Source organism: Rothia sp. HMSC072B03, from assembly GCF_001809565.1.
In the GTDB taxonomy this organism is placed as follows: domain Bacteria; phylum Actinomycetota; class Actinomycetes; order Actinomycetales; family Micrococcaceae; genus Rothia; species Rothia mucilaginosa_A.
Genome location: NZ_KV797969.1, coordinates 483,536 through 502,122 on the forward strand (window position 1 = coordinate 483,536; position 18,587 = coordinate 502,122).

The following is an 18,587-nucleotide window of genomic DNA, read 5'->3' on the forward strand; positions in this document are numbered from 1 at the left end:
CCCTTTTCGCATACGGGTTGCGCCTCTGGCGGCGCGGTTAAGCCGGCCCGAATTACCGGGCAGGTCGAACGAGCTGAGCCGGCCTGAAAAGCAGAACCGGCCGCGCGGTTACAGGCTCTCGCGGGAGGCCCGGTGCTGCAGCACCTCATCGGCCGTGGAGGCGGCGGCCTCCGCAGCCTTCGCCGCGCGAGCCTTCGCGCGCGCCTGGCGCTGGCGCTGACGGCGCAGTTCGTTCCGCCCGTCGACGCGCATCTTCCGGTCCACCGCATCCATCGACCAGTGACGCACAAACTTGCACGAGGCGCCCTCAACCGGGTGGGTCGTCTCGGTCAGCGTCTCCAGCACAGCCTTGAGCGCGTGGCGGCTCGCCGCCGTCAGCGCGTCTCGGCTCGTACCGCCGCGCACGCCCACCGTGCGCTTGGGGGTGAACAGCACGCTCGCCCCGCGGGGCACGCCGCGGTACGCCTCGAAAGAGACCGGGTCCACGTTCAGGCGCTTCGCCATGACCTCAATCGCCGGGGGATTCTGGTCCACGCACACGAACTTGCGGCCCAGCTGAGCCGCCGCCGCGCCCGTCGACCCCGAACCCGCGAAGAAATCCAGCACCCAATCGCCCGGGCGGGAGCTTGCCGCAATCATGCGGCGCAGCAGGCCGGTGGGCTTCTGCGTGGGATAACCCGTCTTCTCCTTACCCGTCGGCGAGACAATCGTGTGCCACCACACGTCCGTGGGGAGCTTGCCGCGCGAGGCCTTCTCCTCGGTCACCAGGCCGGGGGCCATGTACGGTTCGCGGTCTACCTCGGCGGTGTTGAAGTAGTAGCTGCGGTGATCCTTCGCGTACACGAGGATGTTGTCATGCTTGGTCGGCCAGCGGCGCGTGGACTTCGCGCCGTAGTCGTACGCCCAAATCAGCTCGTTAATGAAGTTCTCACGCCCAAAAATCATGTCGCACATGATCTTCACGTAGTGCACTTCGCGCCAATCCAGGTGCAGGTACAGGGTGCCGTCCTGCGCGAGCAGGCGGTGCGCCTGCTCAATGCGCGGGGCCAGGAACGCCCAATAGTCCTCGAAGGAGTCGTTGTAGCTCGCCAGGGTCTGCAGGGTGCTCGAGTAGCTCTTGCCCTTGAACCCGGTGCGGTCGCCCTTCTCGGAGGCCTCCGAGCTCAGCGTGCGGCGCGTCTGCTTTTTGCCCGTGTTGAAGGGCGGGTCAATGTAGATGACCGTGAACGCGCCGTCGGGTAGCTCGCGCAGGTAGTGCAGGTTATCGGCCTGCACAATCAGGGAGGGGCCCTGCGGGTCGAACGTGCCCGAACGCAGGCCGGGCTGCGCGGAGGCGTCACCCGGCTCGGCGGGGGAGGGCACGGCGGGCGCCGGGGATACTGAGATACCCAACCCTAGCCCTCAGCACCGGGGCGCTCGGCGCCGGAACGCTCGGAGGAACGGCGGCGGGTGCGGCGGCGCGGCTGACGCTCCGCGGACTTGCCCTCCACCGGCTGGCCCTCAACGCGGCGGGTGCGGCGACGCTGGCGGGGCGCACGCTCGGCGCGGGGTGCCTCGGACTCAGAACCCGAACGCTCGGAGGAACGCTCAGCCGAGCGCTCAGAGCGGCGGCGGCCCTCGGAACGGCCGCCCTTCTCGCCATCGCGGGAACGGCCACCGCGGCGGCCGCCCTTCTCACCGTCGCGGGAACGGCCACCGCGTCCACGGGAATCGCGGCGGGAACCGCGACCGTCACGGCTTTCGCGCTCCTCGCGGGCGTTGGCGAAGAACTCGTCGCCCATGCCCTCGGCCACGCGCTCCTCGCGGGGCAGGCGGCCCTTCGTACCGAGCGGAATGTTTAGGTCGTAGAAGAGGTGCTCGGAGGAAGAGTAGGTCTCCACAGGTTCGGGCACGCCCAGCTCGAGGGCGTCGTTGATGGCCTTCCAGCGGGGCAGGTCGTCCCAGTCCACCAGGGTGATCGCGGTACCCTCGTTGCCCGCGCGGCCGGTGCGCCCGGTGCGGTGCAGGTAGGTCTTCTCGTCCTCGGGCACGCGGTGGTTAATCACGTGGGTCACGTCGTCGACGTCGATACCGCGGGCGGCCACATCGGTGGCGACCAGGATGTCGACCTTGCCGGTGCGGAAAGCCTTCAGCGCCTGCTCACGGGCCACCTGGTTCAGGTCGCCGTGCAGGGGAGCGGCCGCGAAGCCGCGGTTGACGAGCTCCTCGGCCACGCGGGCGGCGTCACGCTTGGTCTTGGTGAAGATGATGGTGCGGCCGCGGCCCGTGGCGCGCAGGATGCGGCCAATCATCTCGTCCTTGTCGAGGTGGTGGGCGCGGTAGACGACCTGGCGAATCGACGCCTTGGTCTTCGAGGCGTCCTCGGGGTCGGCGGCGCTAATGCGCATGGGCTTGGTCATGTACTGGCGCGCCATGGCAATCACGGGGCCGGGCATGGTGGCGGAGAACAGCATGCTCTGACGCTTCTCGGGCAGGTAGCTGAGAATCTTCTCCACCGAGGGCTGGAAGCCCAGGTCCAGCATTTCGTCGGCCTCGTCGAGGACCACAATCTTGACCTGCTTGAGGTTCAGGAAGCCCTGCTTGTACAGGTCGATGATGCGGCCGGGGGTGCCCACGGCCACTTCCAGGCCGCGGCGCAGTAGCTCGGCCTGCGGCTCAATCGGCACGCCACCGTAGAGGGTTGCGACGCGGGCGTTGCGCAGCTTCGCGGCGAGAGCCAGGTCGTCGCCCACCTGAATGGCGAGCTCGCGGGTGGGAACCAGAATCAGGGCCTGGGGTGCGCCGGGGTACTCCAGGTCGGCCCAACCCTCGTCGTCGCGGCCGACCACGCGCTGGATGGTGGGCAGACCGAAGCCGAGGGTCTTACCGGTACCGGTCTTGGCCTGGCCGATGATGTCCTGGCCGGACAGGGCCACGGGAAGGGTGAGCTCCTGAATGGGGAAGGGGGAGGTGATGCCCACTTCGGCGAGGGCGTCGCTAATGTCTTGGCGTACGCCGAAGTCCGCGAAGGACTTGGGCTGCTGAGCGGTTTCCTGCGTATTCGTATCAGTCACTGGACCGTATCTTTCTACCCCGCGCGCGGGGTGTGTCGTCTCCCCGAAGGGGTAGGGGCCAGTGCCAGCGGGGCTGTGCAATGGCCGGTCGATATCGAAAGCCGGCCGCGGGAAATTCTAGTGCGGGAAATTCTTCCGAGAACGCCGCGCTCGAGCTGGTCCGGCGGGTGGGCCGGTGCGGTGTTGCGGGCTCGCCGCCCGGCGTAGGGGGTGCCGGGGTGCGGTGCCGCGCTGCGGCGTGATACTCGGGGTACAGGGTGGGTACGACCGGTCATTCACTTAACCCCTCAATATTAACCCGGATCGCTCCGGAACGCACCATCGGGAGGCTGTGGTGTACGCCCCTCGCGGCCGGTGCGGAGGCGTGCGGGAGGAATGCGGAAAGGGGCGAGGAACACTGCGAGAGGCCCCGCGGATGCGCAGCGCCCCGCCGCTCCGCGGGTGAATCGCGGAGCGGCGGGGCGTGCAGGGTACGATGCGGCGATTAGGCGCCGATGCCGAAGCCCACGTGGCGCTTGGCGTCGCTACCGAGTTCGACGTAGCTGATCTGGCCGCCGGGAATCAGGGTGGTGTTGCCCTTATCGTCCATGATTTCCAGGATCGAGCCGTCCTCGATGGCCTTGGTGACCTTCTCGGTGAGAATTTCCTTAGCCTCGCTGGTCTCGACAACGATTTCGCGGGTGTTGTGGCGAACGCCAATCTTGATTTCCATGGTTCTCCTTGCGGATACTTTCGGGGCTCGCCGCCGGCCAACCGCGGTCGGGGCGCGCCTCTGCTTCGTTCTGTCTCTACCCTCTACTCTAGCGCGCGAGTGCCCCGCGGTACGGCCCGCCGCGGGCACTTCGCCCCGGGCTGAGAGCGAGCTGGGCTGAGCATATGCCGGGTACAGCGGGCACGGAAAGGGCCCGGCGCGCATGTTCGCCGGGCCCAATACACAAGCTCTATCGCCTAGTCGTCAGCAACCTGAATACCGTACAGAACCTCCAGTGCGTGCACGTACTCGTCCGTGCGGCCCTGAGCCGCCAGCATCTTCGCGCGCACCGTCGGGGTGTGCAACAGGGACTTCACGGTGCGGCGCATCGCGATTTCCAGCTGCTCGGCGGCGGCACCGCATCCGAACTGGTTGCGGGCCTTCTCCAGCTCGGAGTCGAGCACCGCCATCGTGTGCGAGCGCAGGGCCACAATGGCCGAGTCAATCGTGCGGGCGCGCTGGCGTGACAGGAAGGCGGCCAGCTCGGACTCCACGATGCGCAGCGCGGTGGCCACGGCCTCCTCGGTCTCTTCGGGGGCGGCCAGGCGCACCGACTCGAGCGTAATCAGCTCGACGTTCGGCAGGTCGGCCACAGAGGGATCGAAGTCGCGCGAGAGGGCCAGGTCGAGGATCGTGTGGTGACCGGCGGGAATCTGCTCGGGCTGAAGCGGTGCGGAGCCGCCCGAGCAACCGATAATCAGGTCGGCCTCGGCCATGGCCTGCTCCGTGCCGCCCTCGGGCACCGCGAAAACATCGCGCTTGGCGGCGAACTCGGGGGCGCGTCCGGAACGGGAGTTCACCCAGATGTCGGTGCAGCCGCGGTCGCGCAGGGCCGCAATCGTGGCGCCCGCGTAGGCGCCAGTGCCGAACACCAGGGCGCGGCGGGTGGGCCAATCCTTCTCGGTCACCTCGTCGGCCAAATCCAGGGCCACAGAGACGATGGAGCGTCCCTGCGAGCCCAGGAGGGTGTGCTGGCCGACCTGGCGGGCCGTGTGCGCGGCGTGTTCGAAGAGCTGAACCAGCTCGCCGGGCAGGGGGCGCTCATCCCGCTGTGCCTTCTCCTGGGCGGAGGCGAGGGCGCGGCGTACCTGGCCGGCAATCTCGCGCTCACCCACGACGGCGGACTCCAAGCCGGAGGCGACCGTCAGCAGGTGGCGGACGGCGTCCTCGCCCTCGTACAGGTCGAAGCTGCCGGAGACGAGCGCGGAATCCAGTCCGGACCGACCGGAGATGCTGGAGGTAATCATGTCGCGGATGGCGGGCAGGTGCGCGGCAATAGGGAGCTGGACGTACATCTCGAGGCGGTTGCAGGTGGCCAGGACCACCGAACCGGTCACGCCCAGCTGACGGGCGTCGTCGCTAGAGAGGACGTCGGGTATGCCAGAGGCACCGGCGCTCAGGGCAGCGACGGTGGTTAGATCTACTGTGTGGTGCGATGCCACAAATGCATAAGTACTCACTAGTGACTAATCATAACCGCCGGGGGTGACGGGCTGTAAAGCGCGCATAACCTAAGTGACTTCATGAAGTGTCATGTTGGCGGGGTGCGGATGAGGAATAACGGGGAGCAACTACTTTCTAAAGGGCTCAAAAATAGGCACGGGAGATAAGGAAAGTAAACACGGGTCGTTGCGGGTCATATGACCCAATGTATAAATAATCACTTTCGCTGGGTTCCCGGCTCTCCAAATGATGCCTTATGAGCCTCCCACTAGGGGTTTTATTCATCGGTGGCCGCGAATAGCCTCGCCCTGCTCCCGCTACATCGCGGATCAGATAAGGTAAGCCTGACACATAACATAGTGAACCTTGGGGGAACCTAAGCGTGACAAAGTGTCGTAAAAACGCCCACATAAACCTGTCACACTAGACACTATGAGCGAAAACCAGCAGCACACACTTCCGGCCGAAAGCTCTGCACCCTCGCAGACCCTGCCCACGCACCCCACCGACGCACAGCGCCCCCTGCTCACCGACGAGCAGCTCGCGCACCTACCCGCACAGCACCCCCTGCGCGCCGGAACCGCCGCATCCTCGCCTATGCTCCAGGCCCTCACCGGCCGCCCCTCAAGCCACCGCCCCGTCTGGTTCATGCGCCAGGCCGGCCGCTCCCTGCCCGAGTACCGCCGGGTACGCGAGGGCATCCCCATGCTGGAAGCCTGCCTCACCCCCGAACTGGCCGCGGAAATCACCGTGCAACCCGTCCGCCGCCACAAGGTCGACGCCGGCATCTTCTTCTCCGACATCGTCATCCCCATGAAGCTCGCGGGCGTCAACGTGGACATCGTGCCCGGTAAGGGCCCGGTCCTCGACCGCCCCGTGCGCACCCTCGAGGATGTGCGCGCCCTGCCCGAGCTGACCGAAAGCGCCCTGGACCCCATCCGTGAGGCCATCGCCGCAACCGTCGAAATGCTCGGCGATACCCCGCTCATCGGCTTCGCCGGCGCACCCTTCACCGTGGCCGCCTACATGGTTGAGGGCGGACCCTCCCGCGACCACCTGCGCCCGCGCACCATGATGCACGCCGACCCCGCCGCCTGGCACGAGCTGGCTTCCTGGGCCGCCCGCACCGCCGGCCAGTTCCTGCGCGCGCAGATTGAGGCGGGTGCCTCCGCCGTGCAGCTCTTCGACTCGTGGGCGGGCTCCCTCGGCGAGGGCGACTACCGCCGCTACGTGCAGCAGCACTCCGCCGAGACCCTGGACGCCGTGCGCGAGTACGGCGTGCCGCGCATCCACTTCGGCACCGGTACCGCCGCGCTGCTGCCCGCGATGCACGAGGCCGGCGCGGACGTCATCGGCGTGGACTACCGCCTGCCGCTCTCCGCCGCAAACACCCTGCTCAACGGCGCCGTACCCCTGCAGGGCAACATTGACCCGGCCCTGCTCGCCGCGGGCTCCGAAAGCCTCTACGCGCACGTGGACGAAGTCCTCGCCGAAGGCTCCGCCGCCCCCTCGCACGTGGTGAACCTCGGCCACGGCGTACCCCCGACCACCGACCCGCAGGTACTGACCGACCTGGTTCGCTACATTCACGAGAAGACGGCGAACTAGGGCGACGAACTCGCGGGGCCGGCGTAGAATCGGCACCGTGGGAACCCACAACCACCGGCCACCAGCTGACAGACAAAGGAGAAAACCATGGGGAATCACGATAACCAGGCGCACCGATACACCGCGCAGGGACAGTCCTCCACCGCACGTCTGGCGGCACGAGCGGCTCACCGCGCCAACGACAAGGCGCCCACCGCGATCGTTATCGGCGGCGGCCCCTCCGGCCTGATTGCGGCCCGCCGCCTTGCCGCGGCAGGCCTGCGGGTGACCCTGCTCGAGCAGCGTCCCCACCTCGGCGGTGCCGTGGGCGCGCACGAAGTCGGCGGTCTACTGCTGGACTCCGGCGCCGAATCCTTCGCAACCCGCAGCCCCATCGTGCGCGAACTCGTCGAGGAGCTCGGCCTGGGCGATCAGATCGTCACCCCCAATTCCTACGGTTCCTGGCTGTACCTGCCGCAGGGAGCCTGCCGCACCCCCAGCACCGGCATTATGGGTATTCCCGGCAATGTGAGCGATAAGTCGCTGATTCCCGTCATCGGTAAGAGCGGCCTGCGCCGTGCCCAGCTGGACCGCCTCCTGCCCGCCTCCGTGGGCGAGAAGGCGAAGACCCTGGGCGAGCTCGTGCGCCTGCGCATGGGCCAGAAGGTGCTCGATAACCTGGTCGCACCCGTGGTCTCGGGCGTGTACTCCACCCACCCCGACAAGCTCGACGTGGACGCCACCATCCCCGGCCTGCGCGCGGCCCTGCGCAAGCACGGCTCCCTCTCGGCAGCCGCGGCCGCCTTCCGTTCGGCGGCCCCCGCCGGCTCGCAGGTTGCGGGCATCGTGGGCGGCATGAACCAGCTCTCCGAGCGTCTCGTGGAGGAACTCTACGAGGCCGGCGTGCGCATCGTGACCAACTTTGACGTCATCGCCGTGGACCGCGACGAATCCACCGGCCAGTGGTTCATCATCCAGCGCCACACCACTGACGGCGAGAACACGCCCCTCTACGCCGACTACCTGGTGCTCGCCACCGACGGCCCGACCGTGGCCCGACTCATCGGCCCGCACGTCTCCACCGCCCTGCCCGCCGTGGAACCCGGCCCCGAGGTCGCCCTCGTGACCCTCGTCGTAGATGCGCCGGCCCTCAACCAGCACCCCCGCGGCACCGGCCTGCTCGTCTCGGAACAGGCCACCGCCGTGCGCGCCAAGGCCCTGACCCACGCGACCGCCAAGTGGCAGTGGGTGGCCGACGAGGCCGGCCCGGACCGCCACGTGGTGCGCCTGTCCTACGGCCGAGGCGGCGAGGACTCCCGCTTCTCCGAGGTCGCCCTGGCCGACGAGCAGCTCATCACCCTGGCCCTGCGCGACGCAACCCGCATGACGGACGTGCCGCTCACCCGCAACAATCTGGTGGATGCGGACGTCGTGCGCTGGCGTGGTGTTCTGCCCGCCTCCACGCCGGGTCACCGCAAGCGCGTGCAGGAGTTCCGCGAGCGCGCCAGCGAGCTGGGCACGCTCAGCACCGTCGGCTCCTGGGCCGCAGGCTCGGGCCTCGTGGCCACGGTGCGCGACACCTACGAGCAGATGGACCGCCTCATCACCCACGCCGCCCAGAACTGGGAGAGCGTGAAGGCCCCCGAACCCAAGCAGGATGCGGCGGGCACCCCCGGCACCCCCGGCGCCAAGCCCAAGGGCGCGTAGCGTCCCCTCAAAGACTTCCCACGCCTGTGGGATGCCTCCTACCGCTTCGGGCGGGAAGAGCGCAGAATATTCACTAATCAACCGGTGCGCGGCTACGGAAGCCTCGCACCACGAACAGCGGGTTACCGCTGAGGAAAGGAAGAGAAGAACCATGTCTCACCCCCACGCAGCACAGGGCGGCCACGGCCACGGCGGTTACACCCACCCCGGCCAGGGTTACGGTGGCGCACCCAAGGGCTACGCTGTTCAGCACTCCGCAGCCGACGAGAACCGTCGCGGCCGCGAAGAGGGCGAAACCCTGCACTACGCCCTGTACACCGTGTTCGCACGCTCCGGCGCACGCCCGGCAGAGGCTAACACCGACGAGGCCCGCGCTGAGTTCGAGAAGGTTGCCGAGCAGCTGGCCGCCGAGGGCGTGACCCTGCGCGGCATCTACGACGTCTCCGCAATGCGCGACAACGCCGACATCATGATTTGGACCCACGGTCAGAGCCCCGAGAAGCTGCAGGCAGCCGTGCGCAAGATTCGCCGCACCGCACTGTTCTCCGGCACCACCATCGTCTGGTCCACCATGGGCGTTCACCGCGAGGCCGAGTTCACCCGCAACCACGCACCCGCCTACGCCCGCGGCAAGGCCCCCGAGGCTTGGGTCTGCGTGTACCCCTTCGTGCGCTCCTACGACTGGTACTACATGAACCCCGAGCGTCGCGCCGAGATGCTGAAGAACCACGGCATGAAGGCCATCGACTTCCCGCAGGTTCTGGCCAATACCGTCGCATCGTTCGGCCTGAACGACTACGAGTGGGTCCTGGCTCTCGAAGCACCTGTGCTGGTTGACCTGGTCGACCTGATGCGCCACTTCCGCAACACCGAGGCTCGCCTGCACGTTCGTGAAGACACCCCCTTCTACACCGGTCGTCGCATCGGTGCCGATGAAGTAGCCGAGGTTCTGGCGTGAGCCAACAGCCTCACGGCGCTACCCGCGGATGCGGTTGCTCCCACCCCGGTTCGTCCAGCGCGGTAGAGGCCGCCGCCGAGAACACCTCGGTTGCGTCCTCCGCCGCCGGCGCGGCCGGGGTGGCGGCGCGTCCCGCGCGTTTCGCCCCCGCACACACAAACCCCTCGGGCGAGGGTACCCTGAACGGCTCCCTCCTGCCCGATGATGTCATCCCCAACCGCACCGATCCCGCCAACACGGCCTCCAACGGCCCGGCGCGGCTGACCGAGCAGACCCTGGGGGAGTACCGCAGCGAGCGGACCATCATCCGTGTTCGCGCCGAGGAACCCCGCCCCTACGACCTGGTGATTCTCTCCTCCTTCGGCGGCCCCGAGGGCCAAGAGGACGTCATCCCCTTCCTGCGCAACGTGACCGCCGGCCGCGGCATCCCGGACGAGCGCCTCGAAGAGGTCGCCACCCACTACCGCGCCAACGGCGGTGTTTCGCCGATTAACGAGCAGAACCGCGCCCTGCTCGCCGCGCTACAGCAGGCGCTGGCCGAGCGCGGCCCGCACATCCCGATTACCTGGGCGAACCGCAACTGGAAGCCCTACGTGAAGGACGTGCTCGCCGAGGCCTACGAGAACGGCCACCGCAACGTGCTGGTGCTGGCCACCAGCGCCTACCCGGGTTACTCAAGCTGCCGCCAGTACCGCGAGGACTACGGCATCGCGCTTCAGCAGCTCGGCCTGGAGGGCCGCATGCACGTGGGCAAGATCCGCCAGTTCTTTGACGTTCCCGGCTTCGCCCGCGCCTTCGCCGACGGGCTGAAGGACGGCCTGGCCACGGTGCGCGAACAGCTTGCCGCACGCGATAGCGGTTCGCTCAATCCACGCCTACGCATCATGTTCTGCACCCACTCGGTACCCACCTCCGCCGCAAACGAGGCGGGCCCGCGCGGCGTGAACTACGAGGGCGGCTCCGCCTACGTGGAGAAGCATCTGCAGGTCGCCCGCGCCGTGCTTTCGCTCGTGCGCGATGAGGCCCCGCAGCTTCTGCAGAACGTCGAATGGGAGCTGGTGTACCAGTCCCGCTCCGGCCCGCCCTCCATGCCCTGGCTGGAACCGGACGTCAACGACGCCCTGGAGGCGCTGCCCACCCCCGCCAACCCCGGCGAGGACGGCGAGGCCCCCGTGGAAGGCGTCGTGCTGGTGCCCCTCGGCTTCGTCTCCGACCACATGGAGGTGAAGTGGGACCTCGACACCGAGGCCCTGGACACCTGTGAGCGCCTGGGCGTGGTGGCCGTGCGCACCCCGACCCCCGGTACGCATCCGGCGTACGTGGAGTCGCTGCGCCGCCTGATTGAGGAGCGCGTGGAGAACGGCGTTCCCGCCGACCTGAGCCCCGGTCGCGAGAGCGTGTGCGCCCCGAGCGCGAGCGGCCAGTACGGCTGGTTCGACGAGTGCGAGCCGGGCTGCTGCAAGCCGGGCCGTGGCGCGGAGAAACCCGTCATCGCCGAATATTGCACCGGATGCACCGACCGGTCCGAAGAGGACTAGAGCAGGAGAGAAATGAGCCACAGCGAGTACATTCTGGGCACCCGAGGCTCCGCGCTCGCGCTCACCCAGAGCCGTCTGGCGGCCGAATCCGTCACCGAGCTTTACGCCAAGCACCAGCCGGGCGGTGAGCCCGCCGAAAGCGTGAGCTTCGAGCTGCGCACCGTCAAGACCGAGGGCGACGTGCTCACCGGCCCGCTGGCCACCCTGGGCGGCACCGGTGTGTTCGCCGCCGCCCTGCGCCAGCGCCTGCTGGACGGTGCCGACGCCCCCGCCGAGCAGCGCGTGGACATGGCCGTTCATTCCCTGAAGGACCTGCCCTCCGCGCCCTGCCCCGGCCTGGTCGTCGCCGCAACCCTCAAGCGTGAGGACCCGCGCGACGCCCTCGTGGCCCGCGACGGCCTCACCGTCGACACCCTGCCGGAGGGCTCCCGCGTGGGCACCGGCTCGCCGCGCCGAGCCGCCCAGCTGCGGGCCCTGCGACCCGACCTCGAGATCGTGGATATCCGCGGTAACGTGGGCACCCGCATCGGCCGCGTGAAGGGCCTCGAGGAGCACTCCGGCAAGCAGGTCGTCCTTCGCCAGAATACCGAGACCGACGAGCACGCAGACCGCGGCGTGGGCACCGAACGCCTTGGCGATTGCGACGCCGTGGTGCTGGCCGTCTCCGGCCTCAAGCGCCTGGGCAAGGAACACCTAATTACCGAGTACCTGGACCCCAGCCGCATGCTGCCGGCCCCCGGCCAGGGCGCCCTGGCCCTGGAGGTGCGCGAGAGCGAGTTCGGCAACCCCGATCCGGCCGTGCTCGACGACGCCGAGCTGGCCCGACCGACCCGCTCCCTGGGCCGCGCGCTGATTACCGCGAACCACTACGAGACGCGCCTGGCCGTCAGCGCCGAGCGCGCCCTGCTGCGCCGCCTGGAGGCCGGATGCGCCGCCCCCATCGGCGCTTTCGCCGAGATCGTTGAGGGCGACCTGGTGCTCAGCGCCGTGGTGGCCTCCCCGGACGGCACCGACCTGCTGCGTCACACCTCCGCGACCTCCGAGCTGGATGTGCCCGGCGCCGAGCGTCTGGGCGTGCGCGTGGCCGAGGACCTGCTGCAGATGGGTGCCGCCGCCCTGGCCGGTCTGGACGTCAAGTAGCCATGGACGAGGAGCAACGCCCCGCCGAACGGGGTGCCACGGTTCTGCTGACCCGCTCGGCGGCCCAGGGCGCGGCCTTCGCGCACGCCCTCGCTGAGGAGTGGGAGGCTGAGCGGGCCGCTAAACCGTCCGCTCGCGAAAGCACCAGCGAAGAGACCCGCGAAGGTGACAACGGGGAGGGCCCGCGGGACCCCTCGCAGGACCGCCTGCGGAACGCCGCGGCCCCTCGCGTGCTCTTCGCGCCCCTGCAGCAGGCACGCACCGTGCCCGCCACCGAGGAGTTGCGCGGTGCTCCCACGCTCCTGGAGTCCGGGGTCTACGCCTGGGTGAGCTTCACGAGCGCACACACGGTGCGCGCCTGCGCCGAGCTCTGGGGTGAGGACTTCGCCCGCGCGGTTCACGCCGGGGGAGCGCGCATCGCCTGCGTGGGTGCGGCAACCGCCCGCGCCGTGCGCGCCCAGCTCGGGCTGGACGCGGACTTTCAGCCGAGCGTTCAGAGCGCCGCCGGCATGCTCGCGGAGCTCGAAGGGCCCGCGGCCGGGGCTGTCTCAACCGATTCAGCCGCGGCCGGGCCCGCTTCAACCAAGCCCGCCACCGTGCTGGTTCTGGAGGGCTCCAACGCCCGCCCGACCCTGCGCGAGGGCCTCAAAAACCTGGGCTGGTCGGTGACCGCGCGCGTGCTCTACGACATGGTGCCGGCCGAGCGGGTGGAGCCCGGCGAGCTGAGCCTCAGTGCCGCCCGCGCCCTCCTGCGGGGCGCAGACGCCCCCAACCCGGACGTAATCGTGGCGACCGCCCCCTCCCGCCTGCACGCCCTACTCGACGGCGCGCCCGCGCTAGGACCCGAATCCGTGCCGCCGGTGGTGGCGATTGGGGCGACCACCGCATCCGCCTGCCGCGCCCTCAACCTGCGCCACGTGCAGGCCGATTCACCCTCCCCGAGGGATTTGGCGCGCGCCGCCGTATCCCTCATTTAGGCGCATCCCTCATGCAGGTTCCCCACAGCTAAGACCACATATTTCTATCGAAGTTTTCAGGAGAGATCATGAACCTCACCCGCCGTCCCCGCCGCCTGCGCACCACCGCAGCCATGCGCTCCCTCGTCGCTGAGACCACCCTGCGCCCCTCGCAGCTGATTCAGGTGTTCTTCGTGCGCGACGGCATTGACGAGAAGCAGCCGATTCGCTCCATGCCCGGCCAGTACCAGCACACCCTGAAGAGCATCATCCCCGCCGTGCGCGAGGCCTACGAGGCGGGCATCCGCTGCATCGACCTGTTCGGTATTCCCCGCGACGAGGATAAGGACGAGATCGGCTCGACCGCCTGGGATCCGCAGGGCATCCTGAACCGTGCGATTGCCGTGTGCCGCGAGGAGTTCGGCGACGACCTGGTGGTCATGGCCGACACCTGCCTGGACGAGTTCACGAGCCACGGCCACTGCGGCGTGCTGGTCGATGACGGCCACGGCACGCTCGTGGTGGATAATGACGAGACCGTGGAGCTGTACTGCAAGATGGCGGTTTCGCAGGCCCGCGCGGGTGCGCACACCGTCTCGCCCTCGGGCATGATGGACGGCCAGATTGCGGCCATGCGCGCCGCCCTGGACGAGGCCGGCTTTGAGGATGTGTCGATTATGGCGTATTCGGCGAAGTACGCTTCGGCGTTCTTCGGCCCGTTCCGTGACGCTGTGGAGTCGACCTTTAAGGGCGACCGTAAGACCTACCAGCAGGACCCGGCCAACCGCCGCGAGTCGCTGCTGGAGGTGCGCGCTGACCTGGAGGAGGGCGCGGATATGGTTATGGTGAAGCCTGCCGGTAGCTACCTGGATATTGTGCGTGAGGTGGCGGAATTTTCGCCGGTGCCCGTGGCCGCCTACCAGGTGTCGGGCGAGTACGCGATGATTGAGGCGGCCGCCGCAAATGGCTGGATTAACCGTAAGGCCGTGGTACTGGAGTCGCTGCGTTCGATTCACCGCGCCGGTGCGGACGTTATCCTGACCTACTACGGTACGGAGGCGGCCCGCTGGCTCCGCGAGCTGGACGCCTAAATCCCTCCCTCTTTGAACGCTGAGAAGCCACATGCTGTGTGAACAGCATGTGGCTTCTTTAGTGTTATACGGCTATCGGTTTACTTGTACTGCGCCTTCTGGAAGGATGCGCGGCGCGCCGCCTCCTCCGCGTGCTTACCCGCGGGGATGTGACCAAGGGTCGTGCAAATCGCGCGGCCGTCCAGGAAGTACCCGGCCAGCTTCTCGCGGTCGGCGGGGGAGTCGAGTCGAGCCCAATCCCCCTGCTCCAGCTTGAACGCGAGCTGCGCAATCAGGCAGTCAATATTCGGGTCCTTCAGCGGGAAGGTGCGCTTGCTGCCGTTGGGGAGCATCACCTCCACCTTCCACTGCGCGGGATCCTTCGCGTCCGTCTTAATCGCGTCCGGGTTATTCGGGAGCACCCGGAACGCCCGGAGCGTCGAGTACTCGCGGGTCTTCGCCGGCAGCAGCACGCGGCCGGTCACGAAGGAATCGGGGTTGAACAGAATATAGCTGCGTACCTGCGCCCACGCCGTCAGGAGCGAGATTACCGCGCCGATTCCCAGGAGCATCGAGGTGTGGCCAACGTAGGGGAGGGCGATATCCTCCATCTCGAGCCCCGAGAGCGAGTACAGGAAGTACAGCAGGGCCTGAGCCGCCAGGAACTGCAGAATCCAGAACCCAACGCGGTCCAGACGAATCGGGCCGATGCCGGGAACCGCACCCTTCACGCGGAACGGCGCGCTCAGCCGACCCAGGGTCGCGGAGTAGATGCGGGGCATGCCCAGCGTGCGCTCATCGGCGCTGAAGCCGCGGGCCGTACGCCAGCTGCGGCGGCCCCAGCGGGCACCCGCGTACACCATGAGGAACGGCAGGATGAGCGCCGGTAGCAGGATGCCGTCGTAGGCGATGTCCCAGTACAGCGTAAAGATGGACACCATCACGACCCACGCCCACGCGTACATCAGCACGTGCAACCAGCCGCCCACGATGCTACTGCCGGGGATGCTCTCCAGCTGCTTCTTTGCCCGCTTCGTCACCGAGCCCTTCTGGGCAGAAGAGAGCGGCAAACCGCTCGCGGCCATATCCTCGAGGCGGATTCTCGCGGCCTCAACGGGATCCCCCTTGACCGCCACGAAAAGCTCCCGCGCCTTGGCGGCGGGAATATTCACCGGGTAGGCGATATCCACCAGCAGGCAGGCGAAGGTGTACGCCATGAAGGCAATCAGCCAGACATCACGCACCGGCTCCAGGGGAATTCCCAGGGCAGACAAATCCATGGGTTTCTCCTCTCTCTATTCGCTCGCGTCTAGGCGGATGCGGCAGCAGCTGCGGCGGCCGGAAGAGCCGAGATGATGCGGTCCATGGCCGCGTCGTCGTGAGCGGCAGAGACGAACCAGGCCTCGAACGCGCTCGGCGGCAGGTACACGCCGGACTCCAGCATCGAGTGGAAGAACGCGGTGTAGCGGCTGGTTGCCGAGGCCTTGACGTCCGCGTAGTTGTGCACGCCCTTCTCGGAGGTGCCGAACGCCACCGAGAAGAGGTTACCGGCGTTCTGGATGGAGTGGTCCACACCCGCGGCGGTGAACGCCTCGGTCAGGGCTCGGCGCAGCTGGGCGCTGCGGGCGTCCAGGGTCTTATAGACCTCTTCGTCGGCCAGGGTCAGGGTCTCAATGCCTGCGGCCACCGACAGCGGGTTACCCGAGAGGGTGCCGGCCTGGTAGACCGGGCCGACCGGGGCCAGGTACTCCATGATGCGGCGCTTACCGGCCAGGGCCGCGATGGGCATGCCGCCGCCGATGACCTTGCCGAAGGTGAAGATATCGGGAACCCAGCCGCCGTCCTCGGGGGCCGCGTAACCCCAGTAACCGGCCGAGGAGACGCGGAAACCGGTCAGCACCTCGTCAAAGATGACGAGCGCGCCGTTGGCGTGGGCAATCTCGTGCAGGCCGCGGTTGAAGCCGGGTTCGGGGGCGACCACGCCCATGTTGCAGGGGGCCGCCTCGGTGATGATGGCGGCAATCTGACCCTCGTGGGTTTCGAAGGCCTCGCGCACGGCGTCCAGGTCGTTGTAGGGCAGCACGATGGTCTCCGCGGCGGTCGCGGCAGTCACGCCAGCAGAACCGGGCAGCGCCAGGGTTGCCACGCCCGAACCGGCCTCGGAGAGCAGCGCATCCACGTGGCCGTGGTAGCAGCCGGCAAACTTAATAATCTTGTCGCGGCCGGTCACGCCGCGGGCCAGGCGAATCGCGGTCATGGTCGCCTCGGTACCCGTGGACACCATGCGCACCTGCTCAATCGCGCCGGGAATCGCGGCGTTAATGCGGTTGATGACCAGCTCGGCCAGCTCCGCCTCGGGGGCGCTCGCCGCACCGAAGGACAGGCCGCGCGTGGCGGCCTGCTGAACGGCCTCCACGACCTGCGGGTGCGCGTGGCCCAGAATCGACGGGCCCCAGGAACAGACCAGGTCAACGTATTCGTTGCCGTCCGCGTCGTACAGGTAGGGGCCCTTAGCCTTCGCCGCAAACGCAGGAGTGCCGCCCACAGAATTGAAGGCGCGCACCGGGGAGTTCACGCCGCCGGGAATCACCGCGCGGGAACGCTCGAATAGCTTCTCGCTGGCTTCGTGGTGTAGCGGGTGGGTGGGGGAGGGGGTCATCGTATCGGTGCCTTTCAAACGAGACGGCGAATTCAAGAATTACAGGGGACGAGGCGTGCCGGGCGGCAGAGCCCGCGCGCCGCTAACGTCCCGTACCCTAACCATCATAGGTGCTTCAGGTAAACCGCAGGTGACGAGCGTCTGAACGTACCGAAAGGTGACGATAAAACACTCCGGACGGGCGGGGTAACGGGCTGAGAACGCAGCTGGGTCGCGCGCGTGGGGGGGCTACGCGGTAGGGGACCGGTAGCGGTTTAGCGCAGGTGGCGGTCGGTATCCAGGCGGTTCAGCACCTGCGTGTCCTGATCGAACAGCCAGTTCTTATCGAATAGCAGACGCACGAAGGCCAGGCCCATACCCAGCGCCATGAAGATGAGCAGGGACTGCACGAAACCGGTTGCCGCCGAGTACATGTCACCGCTGGCAAAATGCGACATGGAACGGTAGAACGGGACACCCGGAACCATCGTCACCACGGCCGGAACCGACAGGGAAATACGGGTGTACTTGCGCTGGTGCAGCGGGGCCACAACCTCGGCCAGGATGCCCACACCAAACACGGCAATCGTCGCGGCCATATGCGCGGGCATGCCCGCCTCCACCATGTGAATACGGATGGGGTTCGCTACCGCAGCAATCACGCCACCCCACACGCAGGCCACCGGCGAGGCGGCGAAGAGCATCGCGAAGCCGGCCGCCGCAACACCCGAGGAGATAATCTGCAGGAGCAGATACAGGGTCGGGTCCAGATTCAGAGGAGCCGGGGAAGCCAATGGCAGGTGGAAGAGCGAACCCAAAACCCACACCGCAAAAGACGCGCTGAGCAGCAGCAAACCCACGTAGGTCAGGCGCGAAATACCCGCGAGGAAGTCCATACGGGAAATGTCGAGCATGCCCGTCACCATGGGGAAGCCCGGCACCAGGAACAGCACCGAGGAAATAAAACCGATCATGTGGTTCGGGCTAACCCAACCAGCCGCAACCAGCACATTGACAACCGCAATGTACAGGCCGGCCGCCAGGAAGCCGCAGGCCATCCAGGTGGCCAGGTGGCTCACACCGCGCTTGAGCAGGGTCGAACGCAGAAACTGGCCGGCACCGGCGGCGAGGAACACGACCGAGCACTCCACTAGGCCGCCGCGGTTCAGGAACGCGAACCCGGCACAGGCCACCGCGGAGGCCAGCGCCAGCATCCAGCGGGTGTACAGCGGCTTAGCCGAATCGATGCGGTCCAGCTCGGCGTTCGCCTCCGCCGGGGTGATGCGTTCGGGCAGTTCGGAGATGAACTTGCCCAGCTGATCGATCTTGTGGGCGTTAATGCCCATGGTGCGCTGCTCGGCCACCTCGGTGCGGAAGTTGCCTTCGGTGTACGAGGAGGTGGAAATCTCGGTGAAGGTCACCTGCGCGTGGTGCTCCTTCAGACCCACAGCCTTTGCCAGGCGCGCCATGGACGCCTTAATGCGGTACGCGCTCGCACCCGACTTCATCAGGATGCGTCCCAGCCGGAGCACCACCTGCGACTGCGCCACCAGGTGCTCGTGGGCGAGGCGGCTCGACCCTAGGTAGATGCTTCGGGTGTTCGTGTCGTAGTACTGTTCTGCGGATTCTGAGGGGTTGCTGGGCTGATGATCCATTAAAAACTCCGTGGCGCGCCGTCGTATGTGTAGTGGCTGGGGTTCGTGTACGTCCCTCACTAGGATAGGCGAGATGCCGCGGCGGCGGTAG

General features: G+C 67.7%; 14 protein-coding genes. 7 read left to right on the forward strand and 7 right to left on the reverse strand.

Annotation, left to right across the window (positions count from 1 at the left end; genetic code table 11):
* Positions 1–108: 108 nt before the first annotated feature.
* The 4 genes from HMPREF2630_RS09465 to HMPREF2630_RS05475 all read right to left on the reverse strand — a co-directional run bounded on the left by HMPREF2630_RS09465 (position 109) and on the right by HMPREF2630_RS05475 (position 5,264).
* On the reverse strand, positions 109–1,392 hold the full coding sequence (locus tag HMPREF2630_RS09465; protein ID WP_070483771.1) for a DNA-methyltransferase: 1,284 nt from the start codon (positions 1,390–1,392) through the stop codon (positions 109–111).
* A 2-nt stretch (positions 1,393–1,394) separates the two neighbouring features.
* Positions 1,395–3,053 (reverse strand): DEAD/DEAH box helicase, encoded by a 1,659-nt coding sequence (locus HMPREF2630_RS05465; protein ID WP_070483773.1) that lies wholly within the window; start codon positions 3,051–3,053, stop codon positions 1,395–1,397.
* A gap of 484 nt (positions 3,054–3,537) precedes the next feature.
* The gene (locus HMPREF2630_RS05470) at positions 3,538–3,765 is read right to left on the reverse strand and encodes a DUF3107 domain-containing protein (RefSeq protein WP_049332104.1); all 228 of its coding nucleotides are present in this window, start codon (positions 3,763–3,765) and stop codon (positions 3,538–3,540) included.
* Positions 3,766–4,001: 236 nt separating this feature from the next.
* On the reverse strand, positions 4,002–5,264 hold the full coding sequence (locus HMPREF2630_RS05475; protein WP_070483775.1) for a glutamyl-tRNA reductase: 1,263 nt from the start codon (positions 5,262–5,264) through the stop codon (positions 4,002–4,004).
* Between the two features lie 415 nt (positions 5,265–5,679).
* On the opposite strand from HMPREF2630_RS05475, the gene hemE reads away from it, so the two are divergent.
* From hemE to hemB, 7 genes are all read left to right on the forward strand, one after another.
* Positions 5,680–6,855 (forward strand): uroporphyrinogen decarboxylase, encoded by a 1,176-nt coding sequence (gene hemE / locus HMPREF2630_RS05480; protein WP_070483779.1) that lies wholly within the window; start codon positions 5,680–5,682, stop codon positions 6,853–6,855.
* Between the two features lie 87 nt (positions 6,856–6,942).
* The gene (gene hemG / locus HMPREF2630_RS05485; RefSeq protein WP_070483780.1) at positions 6,943–8,541 is read left to right on the forward strand and encodes a protoporphyrinogen oxidase; all 1,599 of its coding nucleotides are present in this window, start codon (positions 6,943–6,945) and stop codon (positions 8,539–8,541) included.
* A 151-nt stretch (positions 8,542–8,692) separates the two neighbouring features.
* Complete coding sequence (gene hemQ / locus HMPREF2630_RS05490; protein WP_070483782.1) at positions 8,693–9,499, forward strand: hydrogen peroxide-dependent heme synthase; 807 nt, start codon at positions 8,693–8,695, stop codon at positions 9,497–9,499.
* 209 nt (positions 9,500–9,708) lie between these two features.
* Entirely contained in the window at positions 9,709–11,037 is a 1,329-nt protein-coding gene (locus HMPREF2630_RS05495; protein WP_210389020.1) for a ferrochelatase, read from the forward strand.
* Positions 11,038–11,049: 12 nt separating this feature from the next.
* Positions 11,050–12,177, forward strand: coding sequence for a hydroxymethylbilane synthase (locus tag HMPREF2630_RS05500; protein ID WP_070483784.1), 1,128 nt, complete (start codon positions 11,050–11,052; stop codon positions 12,175–12,177).
* 2 nt (positions 12,178–12,179) lie between these two features.
* Entirely contained in the window at positions 12,180–13,154 is a 975-nt protein-coding gene (locus tag HMPREF2630_RS05505; RefSeq protein WP_070483785.1) for a uroporphyrinogen-III synthase, read from the forward strand.
* Positions 13,155–13,222: 68 nt separating this feature from the next.
* Positions 13,223–14,224 (forward strand): porphobilinogen synthase, encoded by a 1,002-nt coding sequence (hemB, locus tag HMPREF2630_RS05510; RefSeq protein ID WP_070483786.1) that lies wholly within the window; start codon positions 13,223–13,225, stop codon positions 14,222–14,224.
* An 80-nt stretch (positions 14,225–14,304) separates the two neighbouring features.
* Here hemB and HMPREF2630_RS05515 read toward each other — a convergent pair whose 3' ends face one another.
* From HMPREF2630_RS05515 to HMPREF2630_RS05525, 3 genes are all read right to left on the reverse strand, one after another.
* Entirely contained in the window at positions 14,305–15,483 is a 1,179-nt protein-coding gene (locus HMPREF2630_RS05515; protein ID WP_070483788.1) for a sugar dehydrogenase, read from the reverse strand.
* Between the two features lie 29 nt (positions 15,484–15,512).
* Complete coding sequence (hemL, locus tag HMPREF2630_RS05520) at positions 15,513–16,862, reverse strand: glutamate-1-semialdehyde 2,1-aminomutase (protein WP_070483790.1); 1,350 nt, start codon at positions 16,860–16,862, stop codon at positions 15,513–15,515.
* Between the two features lie 254 nt (positions 16,863–17,116).
* The gene (locus HMPREF2630_RS05525) at positions 17,117–18,496 is read right to left on the reverse strand and encodes a threonine/serine exporter family protein (protein ID WP_070483792.1); all 1,380 of its coding nucleotides are present in this window, start codon (positions 18,494–18,496) and stop codon (positions 17,117–17,119) included.
* Positions 18,497–18,587 lie beyond the last annotated feature (91 nt).